The 25,373-nt window shown below is 66.0% G+C and carries 23 protein-coding genes; 15 read left to right on the forward strand and 8 right to left on the reverse strand.

The window, feature by feature from the left end:
- Positions 1–191: 191 nt before the first annotated feature.
- Positions 192–446 carry an ATP synthase F1 subunit epsilon gene (locus tag KYX69_RS20645; protein WP_066657871.1) on the forward strand — a complete coding sequence of 85 codons (255 nt, stop codon included), beginning with the start codon at positions 192–194 and terminating at the stop codon, positions 444–446.
- A gap of 75 nt (positions 447–521) precedes the next feature.
- Here KYX69_RS20645 and KYX69_RS20650 read toward each other — a convergent pair whose 3' ends face one another.
- Both KYX69_RS20650 and KYX69_RS20655 read right to left on the reverse strand, forming a co-directional pair.
- A complete protein-coding gene (locus KYX69_RS20650) occupies positions 522–977 on the reverse strand; it encodes a hypothetical protein (RefSeq protein ID WP_300501051.1) in 456 nt (151 codons plus the stop codon).
- Positions 978–1,050: 73 nt separating this feature from the next.
- Positions 1,051–1,500, reverse strand: a complete 450-nt coding sequence (locus KYX69_RS20655) for a DUF6265 family protein (protein ID WP_300501054.1) — start codon at positions 1,498–1,500, stop codon at positions 1,051–1,053.
- Positions 1,501–1,584: 84 nt separating this feature from the next.
- On the opposite strand from KYX69_RS20655, the gene KYX69_RS20660 reads away from it, so the two are divergent.
- The 3 genes from KYX69_RS20660 to KYX69_RS20670 all read left to right on the forward strand — a co-directional run bounded on the left by KYX69_RS20660 (position 1,585) and on the right by KYX69_RS20670 (position 5,195).
- Positions 1,585–2,331: an AraC family transcriptional regulator gene (locus tag KYX69_RS20660; protein WP_300501056.1), complete on the forward strand. Its 747-nt coding sequence runs from the start codon at positions 1,585–1,587 to the stop codon at positions 2,329–2,331.
- 58 nt (positions 2,332–2,389) lie between these two features.
- Positions 2,390–3,937 (forward strand): CpaF family protein, encoded by a 1,548-nt coding sequence (locus KYX69_RS20665; protein ID WP_300501059.1) that lies wholly within the window; start codon positions 2,390–2,392, stop codon positions 3,935–3,937.
- An 88-nt stretch (positions 3,938–4,025) separates the two neighbouring features.
- Positions 4,026–5,195: an aspartyl protease family protein gene (locus KYX69_RS20670; protein WP_300501061.1), complete on the forward strand. Its 1,170-nt coding sequence runs from the start codon at positions 4,026–4,028 to the stop codon at positions 5,193–5,195.
- 1 nt (position 5,196) lies between these two features.
- Here KYX69_RS20670 and KYX69_RS20675 read toward each other — a convergent pair whose 3' ends face one another.
- Positions 5,197–5,385 (reverse strand): hypothetical protein, encoded by a 189-nt coding sequence (locus tag KYX69_RS20675; RefSeq protein ID WP_300501064.1) that lies wholly within the window; start codon positions 5,383–5,385, stop codon positions 5,197–5,199.
- Positions 5,386–5,435: 50 nt separating this feature from the next.
- On the opposite strand from KYX69_RS20675, the gene KYX69_RS20680 reads away from it, so the two are divergent.
- Positions 5,436–6,266: a class I SAM-dependent methyltransferase gene (locus KYX69_RS20680; RefSeq protein ID WP_300501067.1), complete on the forward strand. Its 831-nt coding sequence runs from the start codon at positions 5,436–5,438 to the stop codon at positions 6,264–6,266.
- A gap of 36 nt (positions 6,267–6,302) precedes the next feature.
- On the opposite strand, the gene KYX69_RS20685 is transcribed toward KYX69_RS20680, so the two are convergent.
- Together KYX69_RS20685 and phaR are read right to left on the reverse strand one after the other, a co-directional pair.
- Positions 6,303–7,598 carry an amidohydrolase family protein gene (locus KYX69_RS20685; RefSeq protein WP_300501069.1) on the reverse strand — a complete coding sequence of 432 codons (1,296 nt, stop codon included), beginning with the start codon at positions 7,596–7,598 and terminating at the stop codon, positions 6,303–6,305.
- 44 nt (positions 7,599–7,642) lie between these two features.
- Positions 7,643–8,212, reverse strand: coding sequence for a polyhydroxyalkanoate synthesis repressor PhaR (gene phaR, locus KYX69_RS20690; protein ID WP_300501072.1), 570 nt, complete (start codon positions 8,210–8,212; stop codon positions 7,643–7,645).
- Positions 8,213–8,235: 23 nt separating this feature from the next.
- On the opposite strand from phaR, the gene KYX69_RS20695 reads away from it, so the two are divergent.
- The 3 genes from KYX69_RS20695 to KYX69_RS20705 all read left to right on the forward strand — a co-directional run bounded on the left by KYX69_RS20695 (position 8,236) and on the right by KYX69_RS20705 (position 13,685).
- A complete protein-coding gene (locus KYX69_RS20695; RefSeq protein ID WP_300501075.1) occupies positions 8,236–9,297 on the forward strand; it encodes an alpha/beta fold hydrolase in 1,062 nt (353 codons plus the stop codon).
- A gap of 27 nt (positions 9,298–9,324) precedes the next feature.
- Entirely contained in the window at positions 9,325–10,503 is a 1,179-nt protein-coding gene (locus KYX69_RS20700) for an acetyl-CoA C-acetyltransferase (protein WP_300501077.1), read from the forward strand.
- 206 nt (positions 10,504–10,709) lie between these two features.
- A complete protein-coding gene (locus KYX69_RS20705) occupies positions 10,710–13,685 on the forward strand; it encodes a TonB-dependent receptor (RefSeq protein ID WP_300501079.1) in 2,976 nt (991 codons plus the stop codon).
- A 106-nt stretch (positions 13,686–13,791) separates the two neighbouring features.
- On the opposite strand, the gene KYX69_RS20710 is transcribed toward KYX69_RS20705, so the two are convergent.
- From KYX69_RS20710 to KYX69_RS20720, 3 genes are all read right to left on the reverse strand, one after another.
- Positions 13,792–14,202 (reverse strand): hypothetical protein, encoded by a 411-nt coding sequence (locus KYX69_RS20710; RefSeq protein ID WP_300501080.1) that lies wholly within the window; start codon positions 14,200–14,202, stop codon positions 13,792–13,794.
- Positions 14,203–14,273: 71 nt separating this feature from the next.
- Entirely contained in the window at positions 14,274–15,308 is a 1,035-nt protein-coding gene (gene alr, locus KYX69_RS20715) for an alanine racemase (protein WP_300501082.1), read from the reverse strand.
- Between the two features lie 35 nt (positions 15,309–15,343).
- On the reverse strand, positions 15,344–16,942 hold the full coding sequence (locus KYX69_RS20720) for an MFS transporter (protein WP_300501084.1): 1,599 nt from the start codon (positions 16,940–16,942) through the stop codon (positions 15,344–15,346).
- A 235-nt stretch (positions 16,943–17,177) separates the two neighbouring features.
- On the opposite strand from KYX69_RS20720, the gene KYX69_RS20725 reads away from it, so the two are divergent.
- From KYX69_RS20725 to KYX69_RS20755, 7 genes are all read left to right on the forward strand, one after another.
- Entirely contained in the window at positions 17,178–18,791 is a 1,614-nt protein-coding gene (locus KYX69_RS20725; RefSeq protein ID WP_300501086.1) for an NAD(P)/FAD-dependent oxidoreductase, read from the forward strand.
- A 200-nt stretch (positions 18,792–18,991) separates the two neighbouring features.
- The gene (gene mdh / locus KYX69_RS20730; protein WP_300501087.1) at positions 18,992–19,954 is read left to right on the forward strand and encodes a malate dehydrogenase; all 963 of its coding nucleotides are present in this window, start codon (positions 18,992–18,994) and stop codon (positions 19,952–19,954) included.
- Positions 19,955–19,957: 3 nt separating this feature from the next.
- Positions 19,958–20,518, forward strand: a complete 561-nt coding sequence (locus KYX69_RS20735) for a hypothetical protein (RefSeq protein ID WP_300501089.1) — start codon at positions 19,958–19,960, stop codon at positions 20,516–20,518.
- Entirely contained in the window at positions 20,515–21,099 is a 585-nt protein-coding gene (locus tag KYX69_RS20740; RefSeq protein ID WP_300501091.1) for a hypothetical protein, read from the forward strand. Before KYX69_RS20735 ends, KYX69_RS20740 begins: the two co-directional genes overlap by 4 nt.
- Positions 21,100–21,984, forward strand: a complete 885-nt coding sequence (sucD, locus tag KYX69_RS20745) for a succinate--CoA ligase subunit alpha (protein WP_300501093.1) — start codon at positions 21,100–21,102, stop codon at positions 21,982–21,984.
- 100 nt (positions 21,985–22,084) lie between these two features.
- Positions 22,085–25,054 (forward strand): 2-oxoglutarate dehydrogenase E1 component, encoded by a 2,970-nt coding sequence (locus tag KYX69_RS20750; protein ID WP_300501095.1) that lies wholly within the window; start codon positions 22,085–22,087, stop codon positions 25,052–25,054.
- A 23-nt stretch (positions 25,055–25,077) separates the two neighbouring features.
- A partial coding sequence (locus KYX69_RS20755) for a biotin/lipoyl-containing protein (RefSeq protein WP_300501097.1) occupies positions 25,078–25,373 on the forward strand: 296 nt, incomplete at its 3' end.

Here is a 25,373-nt window from a genome sequence, read left to right on the forward strand (position 1 = left end):
GGATTTCCTTTGGGGGGCGGCTTCTCTCGCGGTGTTGCACTCGGCCTCTCTGTGGCCGCCGGCGGGTTACCACCTCACCCCCTCCCCCCTTGGGGGGGTTTGGTTGGGGTTGGGCCCCTGTCCGCAGTCCCGTCGCTCTCCCCCTCTCCCCGACCCTCTCCCCTGAAGGGGAGAGGGAGCAAGGTAAGAATATGCTGCACTTCGAACTCGTGACCCCGGAAAAGCTGCTCCGCTCGGAGGACGTCCACATGGTGGTGGTCCCCGGCAGCGAGGGCGATTTCGGCGTGCTGGAGGGCCATGCGCCCTTCATGTCGACGATCCGCGACGGCAATATCGAAATCTACAAGACCGCAGCCAACCAGTCGCCGGAGATCATCCGCGTCGAGGGCGGCTTTGCCGAGGTCAATGAAAAGGGCCTGACGGTCCTCGCCGAAAAGGCGGGCTGATTCTTTAGCCATAGCTGGAATAAAAAAGGCCGCAGGGGCAACCCTTCGGCCTTTTCCGCGCGCCCTGCGCAGCCTTTACCCGCGCTGATACTCCATCGCGTTCGCCCAGCCCTTGGCAGTCCCGCGCTCGACCTTGAGCGCATCGCCGGTGCGGGTGAAGCGCAGCCGCGCGACGCCCATCTTGGTCGGCATTTCGAACGTGATGGTCTGCGCATCGCGGGCTATTTCGGTGAACCGGCTCGACGGGATCGACGGAAGCGTGATCTCCAGCACCGCCTTCTCGCCCATCGCATCGAACGCCAGCTCCGCCTTCGCGCCCTTCATCGCCTCGCTCGTCCCCTCCTCGCTGCACGAAATGCCCAACTTGGTCTGGTCGCAGCGCATTTCGAGGCCATTGCCGCGCCAGGTTCCGCTTAGCCAGTCGAGATGGCGGTTGGTCACGGCCGCGTCGGCGACGGCCGGCACCGGTGCTGCGGCGAGCCCGGTTGGCGCGGCGAGCATCGTGAACAGCGAGACGAGGAAAGTGAGCATGCAAAAACCCCTGTGATCGAACGTCACAGCCCAACTAGCAGCCCCACCCGCCGCCAACCACGGTCAGGATCGGTCAGCGCACCCGATTGAAGGTCCAGCGCATCGCCTTGCTGCCATCCGCCAGCGAGATTTCGGCGGTCAGTACGTCGCCCGCCACCCGATAATGGATGCGCTGGGGATAATCATGCGCCGCGTTGACGAAGGTTACCCCCTCCCCGCCTGGCACCGCGCGAAACGCCACCGGCGGCTTGCCACCGGGCTGGGGCAGATACACCGCGGTGTCGCCCTCGATCGCGATGCGCAGAAATTCGAACGCGACCGTCGTCCCGCCTTTCACCGTCTGCGACGTGCCGAGCATCGTCCCGCCCGCCGCCTGCTGCCACGTCTCACAGGTCTGACCGCGCGGCCCGTCCGCGCCGCACCAGCGCCCGGCGAGCCAATCGGGCAGCACGACGGCCCCGCCCGATCCCGTCGCGGTCAGCGGCATTGCCAACGCCGCCATCACCAATGTCATCCGGATCATGTCAGCCTCCCTGTCGTCCCGCCCTTGCCATAGCCGCGCCGCAACCCGCTGGCTTGAACCGATGCGACATGCGAGGTTCCACCGATGGACTATCGCGAGACCCCGCCCCCGCCCAATCTCGACGGCTTCGTCGCCGCGATCTGGACGCTGGACGTTGGCGGCAAGCCCGACGAGTGGGTCGAGCATCGGGCGGTCCCCGATGGCTGTATCGAGCTGATCCGCCGCCATGCCGGCCGGTCGATCTGGCGCACGCCGCAGCCGCCCCTGTTCGTCACCGGCCTCGCGCTACGCCCCGCCGCGCTGCGTTTCAGCGGCGACGCGCGCTTCACCGGCATCCGCCTGTGGCCCTGGGGCTGGCATGCGCTGGGCGGCGCACGCTGCGCCGATTTTGCCGATGACTGGCGCGCAATGGCGGAGGAGAGCCCGCTCGCCGCGCTGCTGACGGGCGACGGCGCGGAGCTTCCCGGCCTGATCGCCGCCTTTGCCGCGCACCAACGCAGCCCAATCGACGCGATCCGCCATATCGACAGCGTCGCCGCACTGGCATGCGCAACTAGCCTGTCACCCCGCCAGCTCCAGCGTATCTTCGCACGCGAGACCGGCATGCCGCCACGCAGCTATCTGCGCCTGCTCCGCTTTCGGAACGCGGTGGCGGGCGTCCAGGGCGAAGAATCGCGGCTCGCCGACACGGCCGCGGCCTCGGGCTATGCCGATCAGGCACACATGACCCGCGAGTTCCACGCATTGGCCGGGCTTTCTCCTGGCGCTGCACGCCGCCGCACTACCGGCCCCTTCGTCGCGTCGCGCGACGAACCGACGCTGGATGGTTAGGAACTTGTAAAACCTTGGCGGTTATCCCCGTGCCGACAGCGGATAGCGGGGAGCCGAGGTGAGCGCATTTGGACGTCGTAGCGGACCGGGAGCTGGGTCGGGACGCCCTGCCTTCGGCGTTGCGCGCCCGATGCAGGGCGGCGGCACCGCGCGCCCGGCCGAGCCGATGGGCGGCGAACAGTTTCCGCCGCTCCACGATGTTCCCCTTCCCGGTGCATCGCAGATGCCGCCCGAGCCGGTCTCCGGCGGCGGCATGGCAGCGCAGAACACGAGCGAGGCGATGCAACGCCTCGCCGACCGCCAGGCCGCGACCGGGGAACCGAGCAGCTCGCGCATCGAGGGATTCGAAGCCTCGATTCACCGCATCAAGGAACAGGTGCTTCCGCGCCTGCTCGAACGCGTCGATCCCGAAGCTGCGGCCACGCTCAACAAGGACGAGCTGGCCGAGGAATTCCGGCCGATCATCGGCGAGGTGCTGGCCGAGCTCAAGCTCACCCTCAACCGGCGCGAACAGTTCGCGCTGGAAAAGGTGCTGGTCGACGAACTGCTCGGCCTCGGTCCGCTCGAAGAATTGCTGAGCGACAGCTCGATCAGCGACATCATGGTCAACGGCCCCGAACAGACGTTCGTGGAACGCAAGGGCAAGCTCGAACTCGCGAACATCCAGTTCCGCGACGAAGAGCATCTGTTCCAGATCGCGCAGCGCATCTGCAACTCGGTCGGCCGCCGCGTCGACCAGACCACGCCGCTCGCCGACGCCCGCCTCAAGGACGGCAGCCGCGTCAACGTGATCGTGCCCCCGCTGTCACTGCGCGGCACCGCAATCTCGATCCGCAAATTCTCCGACAAGCCGATCACGCTCGACATGATGGCGGGCTTCGGGTCGATGTCGACCAAGATGGCGACGATGCTGAAGATCGCCGGCGCCAGCCGCTTCAACATCGTCATCTCGGGCGGCACCGGTTCGGGCAAGACGACGATGCTCAACGCCCTGTCGAAGATGATCGACCCGGGCGAGCGCGTGCTGACGATCGAGGACGCGGCCGAACTGCGCCTACAACAGCCGCACTGGCTCCCGCTCGAAACCCGCCCGCCGAACCTGGAGGGTCAGGGCGAGATTACGATCCGCGATCTGGTCAAGAACGCGCTGCGTATGCGCCCGGATCGCATCATCCTCGGCGAAATTCGCGGACCCGAGTGCTTCGACCTCCTGTCCGCGATGAACACCGGCCATGACGGGTCGATGTGTACGCTCCACTCCAACTCCCCGCGCGAATGCCTCGGGCGTATGGAGAATATGGTGCTGATGGGCGACATCAAGATCCCGAAGGAAGCGATCAGCCGCCAGATCGCCGACTCGGTCGACCTGATCGTTCAGGTGAAGCGCCTGCGCGACGGTAGCCGCCGCGTCACCAACATCACCGAGGTGATTGGCATGGAAGGCCCCGTCATCGTGACGCAGGAGCTGTTCAAGTTCGAATATCTCGACGAGAGCGCCGACGGAAAGATCATCGGCGAATATCGCTCGATGGGCCTGCGCCCGTACACGCTCGAAAAGGCGCGCTCGTTCGGCTTCGACCATGCGCTGCTGGAAGCGTGCCTGTAAGCACGCCGCGCCGCTTACTCCCTCAACGGGACATTAACCACGACCGCAACCGCTGGCGCTCCGTCGCTTCGATCCTAGCATGGGCCGGATGGAGTTCCGCGCGCCCATGATCCTGCTCGCCACCCTGCTGGGCCTAGCCGCCCCGGTCGAGCGCGTCGCGGCGGCACCCGCCGTGCTGCATCTTGCGCCCGACAGCGACACGCGCTGGGTCAGTTTCGAGCTGACGCCGGGCAATCAGATCCGCTTTCGCACCCTGCTCAACGGCCGCTGGGTCGATGCCCTGCTCGACACCGGCGTCACCGACAGCGCGGTCACCGCCCGCTTTGCCCGCAGTGCCGGGTTGAAGCCGCTGGTCAGTGGGCGTGCCGACGCGATCGGCGGCAGCGTCGCCTTGTCCTGGACCGGCATCGACCGGGTCGAGGTCGGCGGACTGGTCCGCACCGGCGGGCGGGTCGCGATCATCGATGCCGATCCGCGCGTGACGGGCAATGCGCCGATCGACCTGTTCGTCGGCTCCGACCTGCTCGCCGGCCATGCGCTGGAGATCGATTACGACGCCCAGCGCTTTCGCCTGTTGCCGAGCGGGCGGCTGCCGTTTCGCGGCGTCACCCTGCCGCTGCGCCTCGCAGACCGGTCGGGCCTGTATCTCAGCGAACTCGCTCTGGGCGACCGCATTTTGCGGCCGGTGATCGTCGATACCGGCGATGGCGGCATGGTTAGCCTGACCCGCAGCGTGTGGCAGGCCAGCGCGCCGCGCACCGTTCGCACGACCACCGCCATCGCATGGGGTCTGGGCGGGGTGGTCGAGAATGAGGTCGCAGTCGTACCCGCGGTGCGGATCGGCGGCCTGGCAGGCGAGGTCGAACTGCGGGTCGAGGCCGATACCGGCTTTTCCGCGCGCAAAGGTGCGGCGGGGCGGCTCGGCGGCGGCTGGCTGCGCCGTCACCGCGTGCTGCTCGATCCGCGTGCGGGGCGGATGGTGCTGGCGAGCGGTGCGCGCGCCGACTGGCCGGTCACGCGTTCGACCAGCGGCCTGATGGTCGCGCCAGACGGGGATCGCCTGCGCGTAACCCATGTCATGCGCGATAGCCCGGCGGCAGCGACCGGCTGGCGCGCGGGGACGCTGATCTGCGCGGTGGACGGCGCGCCGGTCGCCAGCGCCGCGCGCGACTGGGCCATCGGCGCCCCCGGTCGCCGCGTCCGCCTGACGCTGTGCGACGGGAACGAACGGACGTTGACACTCGCCAGCTTCTACTGAGTCACGCGCCCTTCAGCGCCAGCGCCGCCCCGACAATGGCGAGCAGCAGCGCCATCACCTGAATGAAGGTCCACGGCACCCAGCCGACCCGGTCGAGATCCGCACGCCTGCCGCGCCGCCACTCCGCGACCCCGCTGACGCCGACCAGCGCGACCATCGCGCCTACTCCGATCCATAACGGCCCTTGCATCGTCCCGCGCCCCACTCCACACCACGCGCCAGAACAGAGAGGAGCCGACCATGCGCTACACCCTGCCCGCCATCGCCCTGTCCGCCGTCGCATTGACCGCAGTTGCCGCCATCGGCGCGCCCCAGATGGGCAAGCCGAGTGCCGATTTGAAGGCGGCGGTCGCTGCCCCAACCCGCACCCCCACCAATGTTGCCCGCGACAAATACCGCAACCCGGCCGAAACGCTCGCCTTTTTCGGGGTGAAGCCTTCGCACACCGTGGTCGAACTGTGGCCGGGCGGTGGCTGGTACACCGAAATCCTTGCCCCCTATGTCAAAAAGGGCGGCGGCACGCTCTACGCTGCGGCGCCGTGGCCGAATGGCGTCAAGGGCACCCAGACGCTCCAGGCGAAGGACGCGGACCTCTATGGCGCGATCAAGCTCGCCGCCTTCCCCGCCGCCGAGGGCGCGCCTGCGGTCCCGGCCGGCAGCGCCGATGTCGTCCTCACCTTCCGCAACGTGCATAACTGGAAGATGGGCACCACCGACCGCAGCGCCGAAGCGTTCAAGCAGATCTTCGCGATGCTCAAGCCCGGTGGCACGCTCGGCATCGTCGACCACCGACTGCCCGAATCCGCCGACGCGGCGCGCGAGAAGACGAGTGGCTATGTGAAGGTCTCGACCGTTCGCAAGCTGGCCGAAGACGCCGGCTTCAAGTTCGTCGCCGCGTCCGAGGTAAACGCCAACCCCAAGGACACCGCCGACTGGAAGGACGGCGTCTGGACGCTGCCTCCGGTGCTGCGCCTCAAGGACGTCGACCGCGCCAAATATGAAGCGATCGGCGAGAGCGACCGCATGACCCTCAAATTCCGCAAGCCCAACCCCAGCGTGCGGGGCGGGTAATCCAGGCAGGGGGCGGCCCACGCCGCCCCCGCCACCTCATTGCTTATGCACCACCCCGGCGCGCATCACGAAGCCGACCGATTTGAGCACGCGCACATCCTTCAGCGGATCGCCGCTGACCGCGATGATGTCGGCGCTCTTGCCCGGCTCGATGCTGCCAACCTCCTTGGACAGGCCCAGCAGATCGGCGGCGTTAGTGGTGGCCGCGACGATCGCCTGCATCGGCGTCATGCCGTGCTTGACCAGCAACTCGAACTCGTCGGCATTGCGGCCATGCTTGGACACCCCGGCATCGGTGCCAAAAGCAATTTTCACGCCAGCCGGCACCGCCTTTTCCAGCGCCTTGCCGGTGATGCCGATACGCCAGTCAATCTTCGCGCGGACCGCTGGCGGATAGGCGTTCGGGTCCTTCGCGATCCGCTCCAGATAGCCATTCACCGTCGATAGCGTCGGGACGTAATAGGCGCCGGTCTTCTTGAACAGCGCGACCGCCTCGTCATCCATCAGCGTGCCGTGCTCGACCGAATCCGCGCCCATCTTCAGCGCCAGCGTGATGCCGTCCGCGCCATGCGCATGGACCGCGACCTTCTTGCCATAGAGGCGTGCGGTCTCGACGATCGCGCGCGCCTCATCGTCGAACATCTGCTTGCCCAGCCCCGCGCCGATGCGGCTGTTGACCCCGCCGGTGGTTGCGATCTTGATCACGTCCGCCCCACGCGCGACCTGATTGCGCACCGCTTTGCGGCATGCGTCCGCCCCATCGCACAGATTTTCGGTGCTGATTGCCGGGTGAAGATCCTCGACCACCCCCAGCCGCCGGTCCATATGCCCCGAGGTGGTGGAGATCGACCGCCCGGCATCCACGATCCGCGGCCCATCGGTCCAGCCGCGCGCAATCGCCTCACGCAGCGCCAGCGTTGCCCCGTCATCGCCCAGATTGCGTACCGTGGTGAAGCCGGCCAGCAGAGTCTTACGCGCATTCCACTGGGCCTCGAACGCGCCCAGTTCCTTGCTCTCGGTAAAGCCCGCCAGCAACCCTTCCTGCCCCGCGCGATCCGACCCCAGATGCACATGGCTGTCGATCAGCCCGGGCAGCACCGTCTTGTCCTTGAGGTCGATCACCGGCGCCTCGCCCAGCGGCATGACATGGCCATCATAGACGCCGACGATCACCCCGCCGCGCACCGCGATCGTGCTCGCCCCGCGCGGTGTCTGTCCCGGCCGGTCGAGCAGCGCGCCGGCGTGGATGTAGCGATCGACCTGAGTCGGCCCCTGCGCGAGCGCCGACCCGGCGAGCAGGCCCGCCGCGGCAATGGCGATCAAGGATTTCATGCACTTCCCCCATTCAGAACGCGAATGGGGCGAGGCTATTGCGCTCAGCCGAGCTTGTCGACCTGATCCTTGAGCGCGGACAGCTGCGCCTTGAGCGCCGCAATTTCCTCGTCCTTGCTCTTTTCAGGGGCAGCCGCAGCGGGCTTGGCCGCCGCGCCCGTCGCTGCGCCGCCGGGCTTGAACGCCTCGGCCGCCGCTTCGAACATCTGCAGGTTGCGCTTGGCGATCTCGGCAAAGGGCGAGTTGGCGAACGCGCCCTCGACCGCCGACTTGAATTGCTCCTGATTGCGGCGGAAGCTGTCCATCGACGCTTCCAGATAGCCCGGCACCATTGCCTGCATCGAGTCGCCGTATAGCGCGATCAGCTGGCGCAGGAAGTTGACCGGCAACAGCGTCTGGCCGCGCGCTTCCTCTTCCATGATGATCTGGGTCAGCACATTGTGCGTGATGTCTTCGTCGGTCTTGGCATCGACGACCTTGAAATCGCGTCCCTCGCGCGTCATCGCGGCGAGATGGTCGAGCGTGATGTAGGACGAGCTTTCGGTATTGTAGAGACGTCGGTTCGCGTATTTCTTGATGATGACCGGGCCGTCCGTCTGTGCTGTCTTTTTCATGCTCGCCCCCAAGGGTAGTTGACATGGCCCTAACATCTTTCATTGCCGCATCGCAACACGGGCCGCGCCCCCTCCCGCTGTTTCTCGACTTGCTGCGCGAAGAAACCGCAGCATCGCCGGATCGCCGCGCCGCCGCACTTGCCGGTCTCGCTGCCTATCAGACCGCTGCCCGCCCCCGTCCACGCCGCCCGATGCCGGTGGTCGCGCGGGCGGGTCGGGCGACGCTACATGATTATGGCGGAACGGGGATTCCGGTGGTGTTCGTGCCGTCTCTGATCAACCCGCCGATGATCCTCGACATGCGCTACCGCCGCTCGCTAATGCGCTGGCTGTCGCGGCAGGGGGTGCGTCCGCTGCTGGTCGATTGGGGCATCCCGACGCCCGCCGAGCGCGGTCACGACGTGGCGCAGCATATCGAGGAGATGCTGATCCCGCTGCTGCGCAGCATTGGCGAGCCGGTGGCGCTGGCCGGCTATTGCCTCGGCGGGACCATGGCGGCGGCGGCGGCGGCGGCGGTGCCGGTGCGCGGCCTTGCGATGATTGCCGCACCTTGGCGGTTCGAGCGTTTCGGGCCGGAGGCGCTGGGACAGATCGACTCGATCTGGCAGGCGGCGCACGAAACCTGCGACACACTCGGCCTCGTGCCGATGGAGGTGCTTCAAGCCGGCTTCTGGCAGCTCGACCCGGCGCGCACGATCGCGAAGTTCGAGAAGTTCGCCCGGCTCGATCCCACCAGCACGGCGGCGAAGAATTTCGTGGTGCTCGAGGATTGGGCCAATGCCGGAGCGCCGCTCACCTTCGCCGCCGGACGCCAGATGTTCGACGATTTCTTTACCGCCGACCTGCCCGGACGCGGGCAGTGGCGCGTGGCTGGTCAGGTTATAGACCCGCTCACCCTGCCCTGCCCGACGGTCGAGTTCGTCTCGCTCACCGACCGCATCGTCCCCGCCGCCAGCGCGGTCGGCTTCGCCGATCAGCGCAAGCTGCGGCTCGGGCATGTCGGCATGGTCGTCGGCTCATCCGCGCGACAGTTACTGTGGCAACCACTAGCGGACTGGCTAACCGGCCTCCCCAGCCCTAGATAGCCCGCAACCAAGTTCAGGAGCCTTCCCATGACCGAAGTCGTGATCATCGCCGCCAAGCGTACCCCCGTCGGCAGCTTCCTCGGCGCCTTCGCCGCCACCCCCGCGCACGAGCTGGGCCGGGTCGCGATCGAAGCCGCGCTGGCGCAGGCGGGCGTCGCGGGCGAGGAGGTGTCGGAGGTGATCCTGGGACAGGTGCTCACCGCTGCACAGGGCCAGAACCCCGCGCGTCAGGCGTCGATGGCGGCGGGTGTGCCCAAGGAAGTGCCCGCATGGGGCATCAACCAGGTCTGCGGCTCCGGCCTGCGCGCCGTCGCGCTCGCGGCACAGGCGGTGCAGACCGGCGATGCCACCATCGTCGTTGCGGGCGGTCAGGAATCCATGTCGCTCGCCGCCCACGCGCAGACGCTGCGCGCGGGCGCAAAGATGGGTGACGTCGCACTGGTCGACACGATGATCAAGGACGGCCTGACCGACGTGTTCAACGGCTATCACATGGGGATCACCGCGGAAAATCTCGCCGAACAATATCAGGTCGATCGCGTGGAGCAGGACGAGTTCGCTGTTCGCTCGCAGAACCTCGCCGAAGCCGCCCGCGCCGAGGGTCGCTTCAAGGACGAGATCACCCCGGTCACGATCAAGGGCCGCAAGGGCGATACGATTGTCGATCAGGATGAATATATCCGCGCCGGCGCCACGCTCGACGGCATTGCGGGCCTGCGCCCGGCGTTCAAGAAGGACGGCACCGTCACCGCCGCCAACGCATCGGGCCTCAATGACGGCGCCGCGGCGCTGGTGGTGATGAGCCGCGAAGAAGCCGAAAAGCGCGGCGCACCGATCCTTGCGACGATCAAGAGCTGGGCCACCGCGGGCGTCGATCCGTCGATCATGGGCATCGGCCCGGTTCCGGCGTCGAAGAAGGCGCTGGAAAAGGCCGGCTGGACCGTCGCCGACCTCGACCTGATCGAAGCCAACGAAGCGTTCGCGGCGCAGGCGCTGTGCGTCGGCAAGGAACTCGGCTTCGACCCGGCCAAGGTCAACGTCAATGGCGGCGCGATCGCCATCGGCCATCCGATCGGTGCCAGCGGCGCGCGCGTGCTGACGACGCTGATCTACGAAATGGCGCGCCGCGACGCAAAAAAGGGACTCGCGACGCTGTGCATCGGCGGCGGCATGGGAATCGCCATGTGCATCGAACGCAACGGCTGATTCCCTAATGTTTGAATTAGTTCACGCGCACGTCCAGTTTTGAAACTTTATGTCTCGCGATTCGTGTTGCACCGCACCATTGTGGCAATGTTGCAACACGATGACGGAGAATCTGGCCACGTGGGGACGCTTTTGCTTGCGCTAGGCTGAACAAAGCGGTTTCCTCTGCGACGAACCGGCATCCAGCCGGGTCGAAGGGGAATCACATGAACATTAGTCGTCTTCTGACGGCGACCGCGCTTGCGAGCGCGAGTTTTGCCGTTCCGCAAGTCGCCTATGCGCAGGACACCGCGCAAAGCGATGAGGCCACCGAGGCATCGGCGAGTGAAGCACAGGAAGTTACCGTCGTCGGTTCGCGCATCCGCCGCAACCAGTTCAACGGTGCCGACCCGATCAACCTGATCACGCGCGATGAGGCGACCGCAGCCGGTTTCAACTCGACCGCTGAAATCCTGCAGTCGACCGCCGTCACCGGTGGTACCGATCAGATCAACGACACCTATGGCGGCTTCGTCGTCAACGGTGGTCCGGGCGTCAACACCGTCTCGCTCCGCGGCCTGGGCACGACCCGTACCCTGGTGCTGCTGAACGGCCGTCGCGTTGCACCCGCCGGTTCGCGCGGTGGCGTCGGTGCGGCCGACCTTAACGTGCTGCCGAACGCAATGATCGACCGCATCGAAATCCTGAACACCGGCGCTTCGTCGGTTTACGGTTCGGACGCAGTTGCGGGCGTCATCAACATCGTGACGCGCCAGAACGTCAAGGGCATCACCGCCGAAGCCCAGCACAACATCATCGGCAGCGGTTCGGGCAACAGCTACCGCTACTCGCTGGTCGGCGGCTTCAGCACCGAGAATTTCCGCGCTTCGGCGTCGATCGAATATTATCGCCGTGAAGCGCTGAAGCTGCGCGACATCGAATGGGCCCAGTGCCCGACGACCTATTATGGCACCAATGGCAATGACTTTGGCTCGGGCGATTATATCGACCCGCTGACCGGTCGCCCGAAGTGCTTCTCGATCGACAATGGCGGTGTCACCGTCAACACGATCGGCACGCCCAGCATCGTGCGGTCGCCGGCAACGCCGGTTGGCGCTGGTGCCCCGCAGAACTATACCGGTGTCTGCAACCGCTGGCGTCCGCGCGCCGGTGTCGGCGGCCAGATCCCGGGCTATGAGTGCGTCGGCGGCGGCACGCTCCCGCTCGACGTTCGCGATACCTTCGACCCGGACATGCTCGACGTCGATGTCGTGACGCCGGCGGAGATCATCACCGGTTACGGTGAGGCGACCTACGAGACGTCGATCCTCGGCAATGCCGAATTCTACACCAACGTCCTGATCAGCCGTCGCAAGTCGTCGCAGACCGGCCACCGCCAGCTGACGCTGGACTATCAGCTGGGCAGCCCGCTGATCCCGGCCGAACTGCGCTTCGCCACGGCGTTCCTGGCACCGCAGCCGCAGGTTCCCTACACCACGGGTATCCGCGTCTTCTCCAGCTATGGCACCTACGACAACTACCAGACGCAGGACTTTGTCCGCCTCAACGGTGGTATGCGTGGTGAGCTGCCGTTTGACTGGCGCTACGACTTCTTCGTCGGCAAGAGCTGGGCGGATTCGAGCTACACCTCCGACCTGATCCTCGCCGACCGCCTCGCGCAGTCGATGCAGGTCAATGCCGCTGGCACCGCCTGCACCAACACCGTCGGCGGCTGCGTCGCAGCTCCGGCGCTGACCTCGGGCATCGTCGGCGGCAACGCCCGCACGATCGCTCCGGCATGGTTCGACTTCATCACCGATCCGGTGACCGGTCGCACCAAGTATCGTGAACGCACGGTCACGCTCGACATCAACGGTCCGCTGTTCAAGCTGCCCGGTGGTATGGTTCAGGTCGCTCTGGGCGTCGAGAATCGCGAAGCGAGCATCAACGATCAGCCGTCGCCGGAAAGCGTCCGCAACAACCTGTACGGCTTCACCTCGTCGACTCCCACGGTCGGCAGCGATGGCGTGTGGGAAGGTTATGGCGAAATCGAACTGCCGATCCTGTCGGATCAGCTGATTCATAACCTGACGATCAACGCGTCGGGCCGCTATACCCACTATCGTTCGTACGGCGGTCAGTGGACCTACAAGATCGGCGGCATCCTCTCGCCGGTCCGTGGCGTTTCGTTCCGCGGTAGCTATGGCACCTCCTACCGCGCTCCGGCGCTGTATGAGCAGTTCCAGGGCGCGACCTCGGGCTTCCTCAGCCAGAACACCGACCCTTGCAACAACTTCAACGATACGACGACTCAGTTGATCCGCGAGCGTTGCTTGGCCGAAGGTCTGCCGGGTGGCGGCGCGTTCACGCAGAACAGCAGCGTTCAGGTCATCGGCCTGGGTGGTGCGGCTGCGGGTCTCGAGGCAGAAACCTCGAAGGCGCTGACCTTCGGTGGTGTGCTCGAACCGCGCCTCGGCGAATCGTTCGGCAACCTGTCGCTGGCCGTCGACTACTTCCGTGTGAAGATCGACAACGGCGTTGCTCAGCTCTCGGCAGCCACCGTGCTGGCGCAGTGCTACAACAACCCGCAGCGCACGACCTGCGACAGCGGCCTGATCACGCGTGAGCCGTACACCGGCCCGGGCACGGGTCGACTGACGGTGATCCAGAGCTACGTCAACATTTCGGACGCAAAGGCTGAAGGCATCGACTTCACCCTGCGCTACACCCGTGAAATGTTCGGCGGTGAGTTCCGCATCGGTGCGCAGGCTACCAAGTTCATCAGCCGCTACAGCCGCACGCTGCCGACCAACGCGATCTTCGAACTGGTTGGTCAGCTCGAAAACCCCGAGTGGACCGGCACGTTCGACGTCGGCTTCCGCAAGGATGGCTGGAATCTGCGCTACGGCGTGGAGTGGGTCGGCAAGACGGACTCCAACGAATACTACTCGCAGCCGGCCAATGGCGGCTTCACCTACGAGGAGTATAAGTGGAACACGGACGATTACTTCCTGCATACCGCGAACATCCGGTATGACATGAAGAACTACTCGTTCTCGCTCGGCGTCCGGAACATCTTCGACACTGAACCGCCGAAGATCACTGCTGGTTACACGAACTTCGTCGCTGGTAACGCGCCGCTGTACAGCGGTTACGATATCCGCGGTCGCCAGTTCTACATCGGCGTGAAGGCCGGTTTCTGATCGATCGGGGTCCTTCGGGACCCCGATCCTTCACCGGATCGAAAAGAAAGGCCGGCGGTTCCCATCGGAACCGCCGGCCTCTTCTTGTTCGGCTCGGATGCGCCGTTCAGCGCGCGTCTTTGACCTTCGTATACGGCACGAAATCGCCCAGCACGACGAACCCGCTCCACATCCGCGACGTGCGATCGACCAGATCGATCTTGTCGACGTTGCACAGCTGGCTGCCATAGATTTTGGTGACCAGGATCTCGTCGTCGCTCAGCTGCTCGGCGCCGCCGCGCGGGCGGTTGACGTAAAGCTTCGATCCGACGCGATAGACGATCGCGGTCTTGTCGATCACCGTGCTCTGGCCCAGCGATGAGCTGGACACGCACTTCACCGGCTTTCCGGCAACGCGCCCTTCGAGCATCTTGGCGAGTTCGGCTTCACCCTTGGGATAAGGCTTCTGATCGGCCGTTGCAGCGCCCGGCAGGGTCAGGGCGGCAAGGGCGGCGGCGGTGGCAATTGCAAATCGCATGACGTTCCACTCCTCTGTTACCCAAGATGGTACCGGATCGCGCCTTTCGCAACGCTGAACCGGTTGCAGCTTCAACCCCAGATCCGGTCGTACCGCGCGCCCAGCCCGGTCAGTAGTTCATATTGCGACAAACCAGACAGCGCCGAAACCGTCGGCAGGTCGTAATCCATCGCCAACCAGTCGCCCTCGGCCAGCTCCGGCGCGGCGCTGACATCGACTGCTGTGAGGTCCATCGAAACGCGCCCGATCACCGGCAAGACCTGATCGCCGCGCATCGCCCGCCCCTTGCCCGAAAAACAGCGCAGATAGCCATCGGCATAGCCCAGATTGACGATCGCCACCTCGGTATCGACCGTCGCGGTCCAGGTCGCATTGTAACCGACACTCGCCCCCGCCGGCGCCAGCCGCCGTTGCAGGATCTGCGCCTCGGGCGTCACCACCTGCCGCGTCCGCCCGGCCAGCGCAGGCACCGGCACCGCCCCGTACAGCGCAATCCCCGGGCGGGTCAGGTCGAACGCATAATCCGGCCCAAGCGCGATGCCCGCCGAATTGGCCAGACTCATCCGCCGCGCCCCGCCCCGGCCGCGCAACGCCGCAAAGGCGTCACGCTGCCGCGCATTCAACGGCGCATCCTCGTCCGCGCTGGCGAGATGGCTCATCAACGTGTCCACCGGAAGCCCGTCGAGCAGCCCCGCCGTCACATCCTCTGGCCGGATGCCAAGCCGGTTCATGCCGGTATCGACCATCACATCGCACGCACCGCCGCCCGCCTCACGCCAGCGCCGCACCTGCTGCACGCTGTTCAGCACCGGCCGGGCATGCGTCGTCCCCAGCGCGACCGCCATGTCCTCCTCGCGCACGCCATGCAGCACCGATACCGCAACACCCGCATCGGCCAGCGTCGGCGCCTCAGCCCAGGTCGCAACAAAGAAATCGCGGCACCCCGCCGCCGCAAGATGCTGCACCACCTTGCGCGCGCCCAGCCCATAGCCATTGGCCTTGACCGCCGCGCCGCACGCCGCTGGCCCGCTCAACGCGGCAAGCATGCGCCAATTGGCGACCAGCGCGTCGCGATCGAGACGCAGGCGAAGCGGGGAAGCGATCATGCCGCCCGGTTAGGCAAGGCAGCGCTCGACCGCAATCACTCGTGGACCAGATCGCGTTCCTTGAGGAAGAACAGCGTCACCGCCAGCGCCATGGCGACGACCGCCCAAGTGTACCACAGCCCAGCATAGGGATCGCCGCTCTTGGCCACCATAAATTGGCTGATCAGCGGAAGGAATCCGCCGAAATAGCCCGTCCCGATATGATAAGGGATCGACATCGAACTGTAGCGGATGCGCGGCGGGAACAGTTCGGTCAGCAGCGCCGCGACCGGGCCATAGGTCGCCCCCGACAATGCCGCCAGCGCGATGATCGCGATCAGGATCAGCACCAGATCGACGGTGCCCGGAGTCACCTTGTCCAGCGAATAACCGGCATCGGCCAGCGCCTTGTCGATGTCGACCGAGGTATTGGACACGACCGGCACGCTGCCGATCGCGACCGACGCCGATGGGGTCACCGCCTGGGTATAGGGGATGCCCTTTTTGGACAGATAGTCCATCAACTGGCCGCACGTTGTGCTCTGCTGCGCGGCAAAGGGGTCATAGGCGCAGTCCGGTCCCGAAACGACCACCGGCGCGCGCTTCGCCGCCTCGGCCAACCCCGGATTGGCGGCATGCCCCATCGCCCAGAAGAGCGGGAACAGCAGCAACAGCGTAAAGCCATAGCCGATGATGATCGGCTTCTTGCGCCCGATCTTGTCGGAGAGCTTGCCGAACAGGATGAACCAGAACAGCCCCGCCGCCGCGCCCCCCGCTGCGAGCAATTGCGCGACCACCGGTTCGACCCGCATCGGCCCCTGCAGGAACGACAGGACCGAGAAGGTCGCCGTGTACCAGATCACCGTCAGCCCCGCCGCGATCCCGAACAAGGCCACCATCAACCGCCGCCAGTTGCCCGGGTAGGTGAAGCTCTCCTTGAGCGGATTGCGCGCAATCTCGCCCGACGCCTTCATCGCCTTGAACACCGGGCTTTCGTTGAGCTTGACGCGCATCCACAGCGAGATGGCGAGCAAGGCGATCGAAAAGATGAAGGGCAGACGCCAGCCCCAATCGTCGAACGTCGCCGACGTCATGCTGAACCGCGTGATCAGCACCACCGCCAGGCTCAGGATGAACCCCGCCGACACGCTCGCCTGGATGAAACTGGTATGATAGCCGGCCCGGCCCGGCGGCGAATGCTCCGCGACATAGATCGCCGCCCCGCCATATTCCCCGCCCAGCGCCAGCCCCTGCAGGATGCGCAGCCCAATGACGATCATCGGCGCGGCAACGCCAATGCTGGCATAGGACGGCACCAGCCCCACCCCGGCCGTCGCGATGCCCATCAGCGTGATCGTGACGAGGAAGGTGTATTTACGCCCGAGCTTGTCGCCCAGATATCCGAACAACACCGCGCCCAATGGCCGGAACCCGAAGCCGACCGCGAACCCGGCCCAGGCATAAAGCGCCTCCAGCACCGGGTTGCCGGTCGCGAAAAAGGTCCGCCCGATGATCCCCGACGCGGCGAGCGTGCCGTAGATAAAGAAGTCATACCATTCGAACACGGTGCCCAGCGATGACGCCGTCACCACCTGCCGCATCTCCGCCTTGCCCGGCTCACGCTGTGCCAACGCCTCGTCTGCGGTGGTTGCCATGGTTCAGAATCCCCCAATCCCTTTGATGTAAGGGTTTAACGGGTTGGAGGGGGTCGGCAAGCACCCAAAATCCTCCCCGGCACGGGGAGGTGGCAGCGCGAAGCGCTGACGGAGGGGGCCCGAGGCAAGGGAGTCCGTTGCCTCGGGCCCCCTCCACCACCCGCTGCGCAGGCGGTCCCCCTCCCCGTTCCGGGGAGGATTTGAAGGTCGCGCCATTCCCCCCTAAAGCGCCCCCATGCTCCGTCTCTCCGGCCTCAACCTCCCCCTGAACCACGCACCCGAAGCGATTCCCGCCGCGATCTGCGACCGGCTCGGCATCGCGCGGGCGGAACTGCGCGGCTGGACCCTGTTCAAGCGCGGCAACGACGCGCGCCGCCGCAACGCGATTCAACTCGTCTACACCTTCGACCTCGACCTGACCGACGAAGCCGCCGTGCTCGCGCGCTTCCCGGACGACAAGGATGTCCGCCCCACTCCCGACATGACCTACCGCCCGCCGGTCGCTGCGCCCGCCGGCTGGTCAGGCAAGCGGCCTGTCGTGATCGGCGCTGGCCCCTGTGGCATCTTTGCCGGCCTGATCCTCGCGCAAATGGGCTTCCGCCCGATCATCCTCGATCGCGGCAAGGTGGTGCGCCAACGGACCAAGGACACCTGGGGCCTGTGGCGGCGCAGCGAACTCAACCCCGACAGCAACGTCCAGTTCGGCGAAGGCGGCGCGGGCACCTTCTCCGATGGCAAGCTCTATTGCCGGGTCAAGGACCCCCGCTTCCTCGGCCGCAAGGTGCTGGAGGAGTTCGTGAAGGCCGGCGCGCCTGACGACATCCTGTGGGAAGCGCACCCGCATATCGGCACCTTCCGCCTCGTCACCATGGTCGAAAGCATGCGCGGGGCGATCGAGGAGCTGGGCGGCGAATATCGCTGGCAGACGCGCGTCGACGACATCGAGCTGGACGCCAACCGCAACCTGCGCGGCCTCCATCTCCACGATGGCAGTTTCCTAGAAACCGACATGGTTGTGCTCGCGGTCGGCCATAGCGCGCGCCCGACCTTCGAAATGCTCCACCGCCGCGGCGTGCATGTCGAGGCCAAGCCTTTCGCCATCGGCGTGCGGATCGAACATCCGCAGGCGTGGATCGACACCGCCCGCTTCGGCAATTGCGCCAAGCATCCCGATCTCGGCCCCGCCGCCTATTCGGTGGTCCATCACGCTTCGAACGGGCGCAGCGTCTACAGCTTCTGCATGTGCCCCGGCGGCCGCGTCGTCGCCGCGACCAGCGAGGAAGGCCGCGTCGTCACCAATGGCATGAGCCAATATTCGCGCGCCGAATTCAACGCCAATTCCGGCCTCGTCGTCGCAATCGACCCCGCGCGCGACTATCCCAACGGGCCATTGGCGGGCATCGCGCTGCAGCGCCAGTTCGAGGATCTGGCGTTCATCGCCGGTGGCTCCAACTATAACGCCCCGGTCCAGCGCGTCGGCGACCTGCTGGCGGGCCGCGCCTCGACCGCAATCGGCGAAGTGGTGCCGAGCTACAAGCCGGGCGTCACTCCCACCGACCTGTCCGCCTGTCTGCCGCCCTTCGTGATCGAGGCCTTCCGTGAGGCGCTCCCCATCTTCGGCCGCCGCATCGCCAATTACGACCACCCCGACGCGATCATGACCGGCGTCGAGACGCGCACCTCCAGTCCCGTCCGCATCACGCGCGGCGGCGATTTTCAGAGCCTCAACACCCCCGGCCTGTTCCCGGCTGGCGAAGGCGCAGGCTATGCGGGCGGCATCCTCTCCGCCGCGATCGACGGGATCAAGGTGGCGGAAGCGGTGGCCGCGCGCTTGGTGGCGCAACCCTGAATAATCCTCCCCCGCCAGGGGGAGGATTGAGAAGCAACCCGCTCAACACCCACCTTATTGCAACTAATTCGCACGAGCAAAGATTTCTTGACACCGCGCAATTCGTCGGTTGCCCCGCCTCTATAATGCGCCTAAGGCGCCTCCGTCCCTGCGGCCAACAAGTAGGACCGGCCGCCCAACGCATGTTCAGGGAGGCTCATTTGGCCCGCAAGAAGATCGCCCTTATCGGCGCCGGCAATATCGGCGGCACGCTTGCCCATCTCGCTGCACTCAAGGGACTGGGCGACATCGTCCTGTTCGACGTGGTTGAGGGCGTTCCGCAGGGCAAGGCGCTGGACCTGTCGCAGTGCGGCCCGGTCGAAGGGTTTGACGCGACGATCACCGGCAGCAACGACTATGCCGACATCGCGGGCGCGGACGTCATCATCGTCACCGCCGGCGTCGCGCGCAAGCCGGGCATGAGCCGCGACGACCTGCTTGGCATCAACCTCAAGGTCATGAAGGCCGTCGGCGAGGGCATCGCTGCCAACGCCCCCGACGCCTTCGTCATCTGCATCACCAACCCGCTCGACGCGATGGTGTGGGCGCTGCGCGAATTCTCCGGCCTGCCGCACAGCAAGGTCGTCGGCATGGCCGGCGTGCTCGACTCGGCGCGCTTCAGCCATTTCCTTGCCGACGAATTCAAGGTGTCGGTCAAGGAAGTGAACAGCTTCGTCCTCGGCGGTCACGGCGACACGATGGTCCCGGTGGTCCAGTATTCGACCGTCGCGGGCATCCCCGTCCCCGACCTGATCAAGATGGGCCGCACCACGCAGGAGCGGATCGACGCGATCGTTCAGCGCACCCGTTCGGGCGGCGGTGAGATCGTCGGCCTGCTCAAAACCGGTTCGGCCTTCTACGCTCCGGCGACCAGCGGCATCGCGATGGCCGAGGCGTATCTCTACGACCAGAAGCGCCTGCTCCCCTGCGCCGCGCACCTGACAGGCCAATATGGCGTCGATGACCTCTATGTCGGCGTGCCCGTGATCATTGGTGCGAACGGCGTCGAGCAGGTGATCGAGATCGAACTGGACGACGAGGCTAAGGCCAACCTCCAGGTCTCGGTCGACGCGGTTAAGGAACTGCTCGTCGCGTGCAAGGCAATCGACAGCTCGCTGGCCTGATCGATGCTGCTTGCGCTCGCCCTTGCCACAGCTGCGCCGTCTGCTTCCGAGCAGGCGGTGTCGCTGTTCTGGCAGGCGTGCGTCGATGGCGGCATGACGATGTCCGGCAGCATTTCCGCAGGTGACCCTGCAGAAATGCCAAAGAAGCTAGCGGCTCGCTTCAATCGCCCTACCTCGCTGAAGCTTTGGAAGTTTGCAGAGCAGCCTGCTGTGGCAATGCTTGCCGTAGCTGAGTATCGTCCCGCAAATCATGGTGTGGCCGAACGGTGCGTAGTCCTGTCGCGGACTGCCAATTTGGAAGAAAGCGCAGATCGCCTGATCGCACTCCAAGGCAAGCGTCCCTACAAGCCGATTGAACGAGCACCCGGCGCGACCGTTCACGCGATTAGCGGAAACGAAGTTGATGGCTGGGTCATGGTCGTTCGCGAGCTTGGCGATCATGTGATGTTGGAAGCGGTTCAACTCGACTCTGCGACGCCCAAGGTGCGCAAGACGGCATACAATCGGGTCATGGCAAAGATGCTTGCTGAGCGATTTGAAGCTCCGCACGTGGTGCCGCGATGAGCGTGTTGATGCTCGCCGCTGCAATTTCGGCACAACCCACACCTGCGCCATCGCCGCTGTTTGCGGCGTTCAAGGCGGCGTGCTTCAACCTCAAGACCGCGGACGGCAAGTCGGCGTTCGACACGATCGCCCCCGCCGCCAAGGCTGCGGGCTGGACCGAGGTCGCGGAGGCCGATGCCGATCCGCGCGTCGCCCGCATCACCGCCATGGGCCGCAAGGCGGTGCAGGCCGAGGAGCCCGACGGCACTCAGGTCGGCCAGATGTTCCGCCACAGCTTTGACGGCCGCACCGTCTGGCTCGTCACCAGCCGCTTCGTCGCCAAGGAAGGCTATTGGGGCAATGGCTGCCGCGCCTACGACCTCGACGCCCCCGCCGCCCCGCCGCGCGAAGTGATCGATGGCTGGGTCGGATCGGCTCCGACCGGGGTTCAGGCCAACGGCACCGCGACCAAGCGGGTGTGGGAACCATGGCAGGCTGGTACGAGCCTCGAAATTACCTATGTCCCACGCGGTCACCCGCTGGGCTCATCTTACGGCATCCAGGGCCTGGTCCTGGTCTCGCAATCTATCGGAGGGTTCTGAATGTCCATTCTCATCGACCGGAATACCAAGGTCATCACGCAGGGTATGACCGGTGAGACCGGCACCTTCCACACCCAGCAGGCGCTGGCATATGGCACCCAGATGGTCGGCGGCGTGACCCCGGGCAAGGGCGGCACGACGCATATCGGCCTGCCGGTGTTCGACACGGTTGCCGAAGCCAAGAGCAAGACCGGCGCCGACGCATCGGTCATCTACGTCCCGCCGCCCTTCGCCGCGGACTCGATCCTGGAAGCGATCGACGCCGAAATCCCGCTGATCGTGTGCATCACCGAAGGCATTCCGGTGCTTGACATGGTCAAGGTGAAGCGCGCCCTGTCCGGCAGCAAGTCGCGCCTGATCGGCCCGAACTGCCCCGGCCTGCTTACGCCTGGCGAGTGCAAGATCGGCATCATGCCCGGCAACATCTTCTCGAAGGGCAGCGTCGGCGTCGTCTCGCGCTCGGGCACGCTGACCTATGAAGCGGTGTTCCAGACCACCAACGCCGGCCTCGGCCAGACCACCGCAGTCGGCATCGGCGGCGATCCGGTCAACGGCACCAACTTCATCGACGTGCTTGAGCTGTTCCTCGCCGACGACGCGACCGAGAGCATCATCATGATCGGCGAAATCGGCGGCGATGCCGAAGAGCAGGCCGCGCAGTTCCTGATCGACGAAGCCAAGCGCGGCCGCAAAAAGCCGATGGCCGGCTTCATCGCGGGCCGCACCGCGCCTCCGGGCCGTCGCATGGGCCATGCCGGCGCGATCGTGTCGGGCGGCAAGGGCGATGCCGAGAGCAAGATCGCGGCGATGGAGGCAGCGGGCATCCGCGTGTCGCAATCGCCCAGCCTGCTCGGCGAAACGCTGCTCGAGGCGTTGAAGGGCTAAAGTTGTACGTCGCCCCGGCGCAGGCCGGGGCCGCCAGCGGCCAGGCGCTGGTTCGACAAACTGGGCGGCCCCGGCCTTCGCCGGGGCGACGAGGTGGTTTATGGGTGATCAGGCAATGGATTTCGCGGATATCGCTGGTGGCGTAAGCCCCGCTTTCGTCGAGACGATGTATGCGAAGTTCAAGGCGGACCCCGCCTCGGTCGAGGCCGGCTGGCGTGAGTGGTTCGCCGGGCTGGAAAACACTGCAACCGGCCCGAGCTGGGCCAATCCGCGCTGGCCGCTGAAGGACACCGACGCGCTGACCGCGGCGCTCGACCCGACCCAGATGGAGCCGGCGCCCAAGCCTGCACGCGGCGGTGCCCCGGCCCCGGCGGCGGCCCCTGCCCCTGCCGCATCGACTGCCGACATCGCGCGCGCCGCGAATGATTCGATCCGCGCGATGCTGCTGATCCGCACCTATCGCGTGCGCGGCCATCTCGCCGCCAATCTCGACCCGCTCGGCCTGTCGAAGCAGGAGTTGCCCGCCGACTTGACGCCCGAATATCACGGCTTCACCGACGCTGACATGGACCGCCCGATCTATCTCGGCGGCACGCTCGGCCTCGAAAAGGCGACGATGCGCGAAATCGTCGCCACGCTGCGCAAGAATTACTGCGGCAATGTCGGCCTCGAATATATGCACATCGCCGATGTGGAGGAGCGCCGCTTCCTGCAGGAGCGGATCGAGGGCCAGGACAAGGCGATCGAATTCTCGCCCAACGGCAAGAAGGCGATCCTGTCCAAGGTGATCGAGGCCGAGCAGTGGGAAAAGTTCCTCGGCAAGAAGTATGTCGGCACGAAGCGCTTCGGCCTTGACGGCGGTGAATCGATGATCCCCGCGATGGAAGCGATCATCAAGTATGGCGGCCAGTACGGCGTGCGCGAGATCGTGTACGGCATGGCGCATCGCGGCCGCCTCAACATGCTCGCCAACGTGATGGCCAAGCCCTATCGCGTGATCTTCCACGAATTCGCCGGCGGCTCGGCCAACCCCGACGATATCGGCGGTTCGGGCGACGTGAAATACCATCTCGGCACCAGCACCGATCGCGAGTTCGACGGGATCAGCGTCCATATGTCGCTGGTCGCCAACCCCTCGCACCTCGAAGCGGTGAACCCGGTCGTGCTCGGCAAGGTCCGCGCGCAGCAGACCAACCGCAACGACCTTGAGGACCATGAGCAGGTGCTCCCCGTGCTGCTGCACGGCGACGCGGCGTTCGCGGGTCAGGGCATCGTGTGGGAGTGCCTCGGCTTCTCCGGCATCCGTGGCTACAATACCGGCGGCTGCATCCACTTCATCATCAACAACCAGATCGGCTTCACGACGAGCCCGCAATTCGCGCGCTCCTCGCCCTATCCGTCGGACGTGGCGAAGGGCGTGATGGCGCCGATCTTCCACGTCAACGGCGACGATCCCGAAGCGGTGACCTTCGCGTGCAAGATGGCGATCGAATATCGTCAGAAGTTCAAGCGCGACGTCGTGATCGACATGTGGTGCTATCGCCGCTTCGGCCACAACGAAGGCGACGAACCGTCCTTCACCCAGCCGCTGATGTACGCCAAGATCAAGGGCCATCCCGGCGTCGCCGACCTCTATGCCAAGCGGCTTGAGGGCGAGGGCGTGATCGATGGCGGCTTCGCGGCCAAGCACATCGCCGACTTCACCGCGCACCTCGAGGACGAGTTCAGCGCGGGCGCGACCTACAAGGCGAACAAGGCCGACTGGTTCGGCGGCCGCTGGACCGGCCTGTCCGCCCCGGTCGACGCCGAAAATGCGCGCCGCAACGTCGAAACCGGCATCGACAAGAAGTTGTTCGACAGCCTCGGTCGCACACTGACCAGCGTTCCCGAGGGGCTGACCCCGCACAAGACGCTGCTGCGCGTGCTCGATGCCAAGGCGAACATGTTCAAGTCGGGCGAGAATTTCGACTGGGCGACCGGTGAGGCACTGGCCTTCGGCGCGCTGCTGTCGGAAGGCTATGGCGTCCGCCTGTCGGGCCAGGATTCAGGCCGCGGCACGTTCAGCCAGCGTCACGCCGTCTGGGTCGACCAGACCGACGAGCGCAAGTACGTGCCGCTCAGCACCATCCCGCACGGCCGGTTCGAGGTGCTCGACAGCCCGCTCTCCGAATATGGCGTGCTAGGCTTCGAATATGGCTATGCCCTCGCCGACCCCAAGAGCCTGGTGCTGTGGGAGGCGCAGTTCGGCGACTTCGTCAACGGCGCGCAGATCATGATCGATCAGTTCATCGCGTCGGGCGAGTCCAAATGGCTGCGCGCCAACGGCCTCGTCATGCTGCTCCCGCACGGCTATGAAGGCCAGGGCCCCGAGCATAGCTCCGCGCGTCCCGAACGCTTCCTTCAGCTGTGCGCGGGCGACAATATGCAGGTCGCGAACGTCACCACCCCGGCGAACTATTTCCACCTGCTGCGTCGCCAGATGCACCGCAATTTCCGCAAGCCGCTGGTGATCATGACGCCCAAGTCGCTGCTGCGCCACAAGCTCGCAGTGTCGACCGCCGACCAGTTCCAGGGCGACACGCACTTCATGCGCATCCTGTCGGACCCTTCGGCACCGGCGGACAAGGATGTGAAGCGCGTGGTGCTGTGCACCGGCAAGGTCGCCTACGACCTGATCGAGGCGCGCGACGCGGCGGGCGACAAGAACACCGCGATCATCCGCATCGAACAGCTCTATCCCTTCCCCGGCGATCCGCTGGTCGCGCGCCTGTCGCGCATGACCAATGTCGAGGAAGTGGTGTGGGCGCAGGAAGAGCCGCGCAACAACGGCTACTGGTTCTTCGTCGAACCCTATATCGAGGCATGCATGGTCGAAGCGGGCATCAAGCCGCAGCGTCCGCGTTATGCCGGTCGCGCCGCGGCGGCATCGCCCGCCACCGGCCTGATGAAGCGCCACCAGGCCGAACAGGGCGCGCTGATCGCCGACGCGCTCGGCCATAATGTGCGCGAGGAAATCCGCCGCGCACGCACCACCGAAGACCCCAAGACCGCCGGCAAGGCGGGCGCCTGATCCCCCAGGAAGGACCCAACGAGATGGCCACCGAAATCCTCGTCCCCGTGCTGGGCGAATCGATCACCGAAGCGACGCTGGGCGAGTGGCTCAAGCAGCCGGGCGAACCCGTCGCGGCGGACGAACCCGTCGCCAGCCTCGAGACCGACAAGGTCTCGGTCGAAGTTCCCGCCCCCGTCGCGGGCGTGATGGGCGCGCATGCCGTCGCCGTCGGCGACACCGTCAATGTCGGCGCGCTGATCGGCACGATCGAGGCCGGCTCGGGCGCCGCGGCCCCGGCCCCCGCCGCTGCGACCCCGGCCCCGGCGCCCGCCACCGC

It is taken from the genome of Sphingomonas sp., from assembly GCF_030145815.1.
Taxonomy (GTDB): domain Bacteria; phylum Pseudomonadota; class Alphaproteobacteria; order Sphingomonadales; family Sphingomonadaceae; genus Sphingomonas.

What these genes read in the sequence shown, in the direction of transcription:
- KYX69_RS20645 (WP_066657871.1), top strand. Translation starts at nt 192, where the DNA reads ATGCTGCACTTCGAACTCGTGACCCCGGAAAAGCTGCTCCGCTCGGAG.
- KYX69_RS20650 (WP_300501051.1), bottom strand. Translation starts at nt 977, where the DNA reads ATGCTCACTTTCCTCGTCTCGCTGTTCACGATGCTCGCCGCGCCAACC.
- KYX69_RS20655 (WP_300501054.1), bottom strand. Translation starts at nt 1,500, where the DNA reads ATGATCCGGATGACATTGGTGATGGCGGCGTTGGCAATGCCGCTGACC.
- KYX69_RS20660 (WP_300501056.1), top strand. Translation starts at nt 1,585, where the DNA reads ATGGACTATCGCGAGACCCCGCCCCCGCCCAATCTCGACGGCTTCGTC.
- KYX69_RS20670 (WP_300501061.1), top strand. Translation starts at nt 4,026, where the DNA reads ATGGAGTTCCGCGCGCCCATGATCCTGCTCGCCACCCTGCTGGGCCTA.
- KYX69_RS20675 (WP_300501064.1), bottom strand. Translation starts at nt 5,385, where the DNA reads ATGCAAGGGCCGTTATGGATCGGAGTAGGCGCGATGGTCGCGCTGGTC.
- KYX69_RS20680 (WP_300501067.1), top strand. Translation starts at nt 5,436, where the DNA reads ATGCGCTACACCCTGCCCGCCATCGCCCTGTCCGCCGTCGCATTGACC.
- KYX69_RS20685 (WP_300501069.1), bottom strand. Translation starts at nt 7,598, where the DNA reads ATGAAATCCTTGATCGCCATTGCCGCGGCGGGCCTGCTCGCCGGGTCG.
- phaR (WP_300501072.1), bottom strand. Translation starts at nt 8,212, where the DNA reads ATGAAAAAGACAGCACAGACGGACGGCCCGGTCATCATCAAGAAATAC.
- KYX69_RS20695 (WP_300501075.1), top strand. Translation starts at nt 8,236, where the DNA reads ATGGCCCTAACATCTTTCATTGCCGCATCGCAACACGGGCCGCGCCCC.
- KYX69_RS20700 (WP_300501077.1), top strand. Translation starts at nt 9,325, where the DNA reads ATGACCGAAGTCGTGATCATCGCCGCCAAGCGTACCCCCGTCGGCAGC.
- KYX69_RS20705 (WP_300501079.1), top strand. Translation starts at nt 10,710, where the DNA reads ATGAACATTAGTCGTCTTCTGACGGCGACCGCGCTTGCGAGCGCGAGT.
- KYX69_RS20710 (WP_300501080.1), bottom strand. Translation starts at nt 14,202, where the DNA reads ATGCGATTTGCAATTGCCACCGCCGCCGCCCTTGCCGCCCTGACCCTG.
- alr (WP_300501082.1), bottom strand. Translation starts at nt 15,308, where the DNA reads ATGATCGCTTCCCCGCTTCGCCTGCGTCTCGATCGCGACGCGCTGGTC.
- KYX69_RS20720 (WP_300501084.1), bottom strand. Translation starts at nt 16,942, where the DNA reads ATGGCAACCACCGCAGACGAGGCGTTGGCACAGCGTGAGCCGGGCAAG.
- KYX69_RS20725 (WP_300501086.1), top strand. Translation starts at nt 17,178, where the DNA reads ATGCTCCGTCTCTCCGGCCTCAACCTCCCCCTGAACCACGCACCCGAA.
- KYX69_RS20735 (WP_300501089.1), top strand. Translation starts at nt 19,958, where the DNA reads ATGCTGCTTGCGCTCGCCCTTGCCACAGCTGCGCCGTCTGCTTCCGAG.
- KYX69_RS20740 (WP_300501091.1), top strand. Translation starts at nt 20,515, where the DNA reads ATGAGCGTGTTGATGCTCGCCGCTGCAATTTCGGCACAACCCACACCT.
- sucD (WP_300501093.1), top strand. Translation starts at nt 21,100, where the DNA reads ATGTCCATTCTCATCGACCGGAATACCAAGGTCATCACGCAGGGTATG.
- KYX69_RS20750 (WP_300501095.1), top strand. Translation starts at nt 22,085, where the DNA reads ATGGGTGATCAGGCAATGGATTTCGCGGATATCGCTGGTGGCGTAAGC.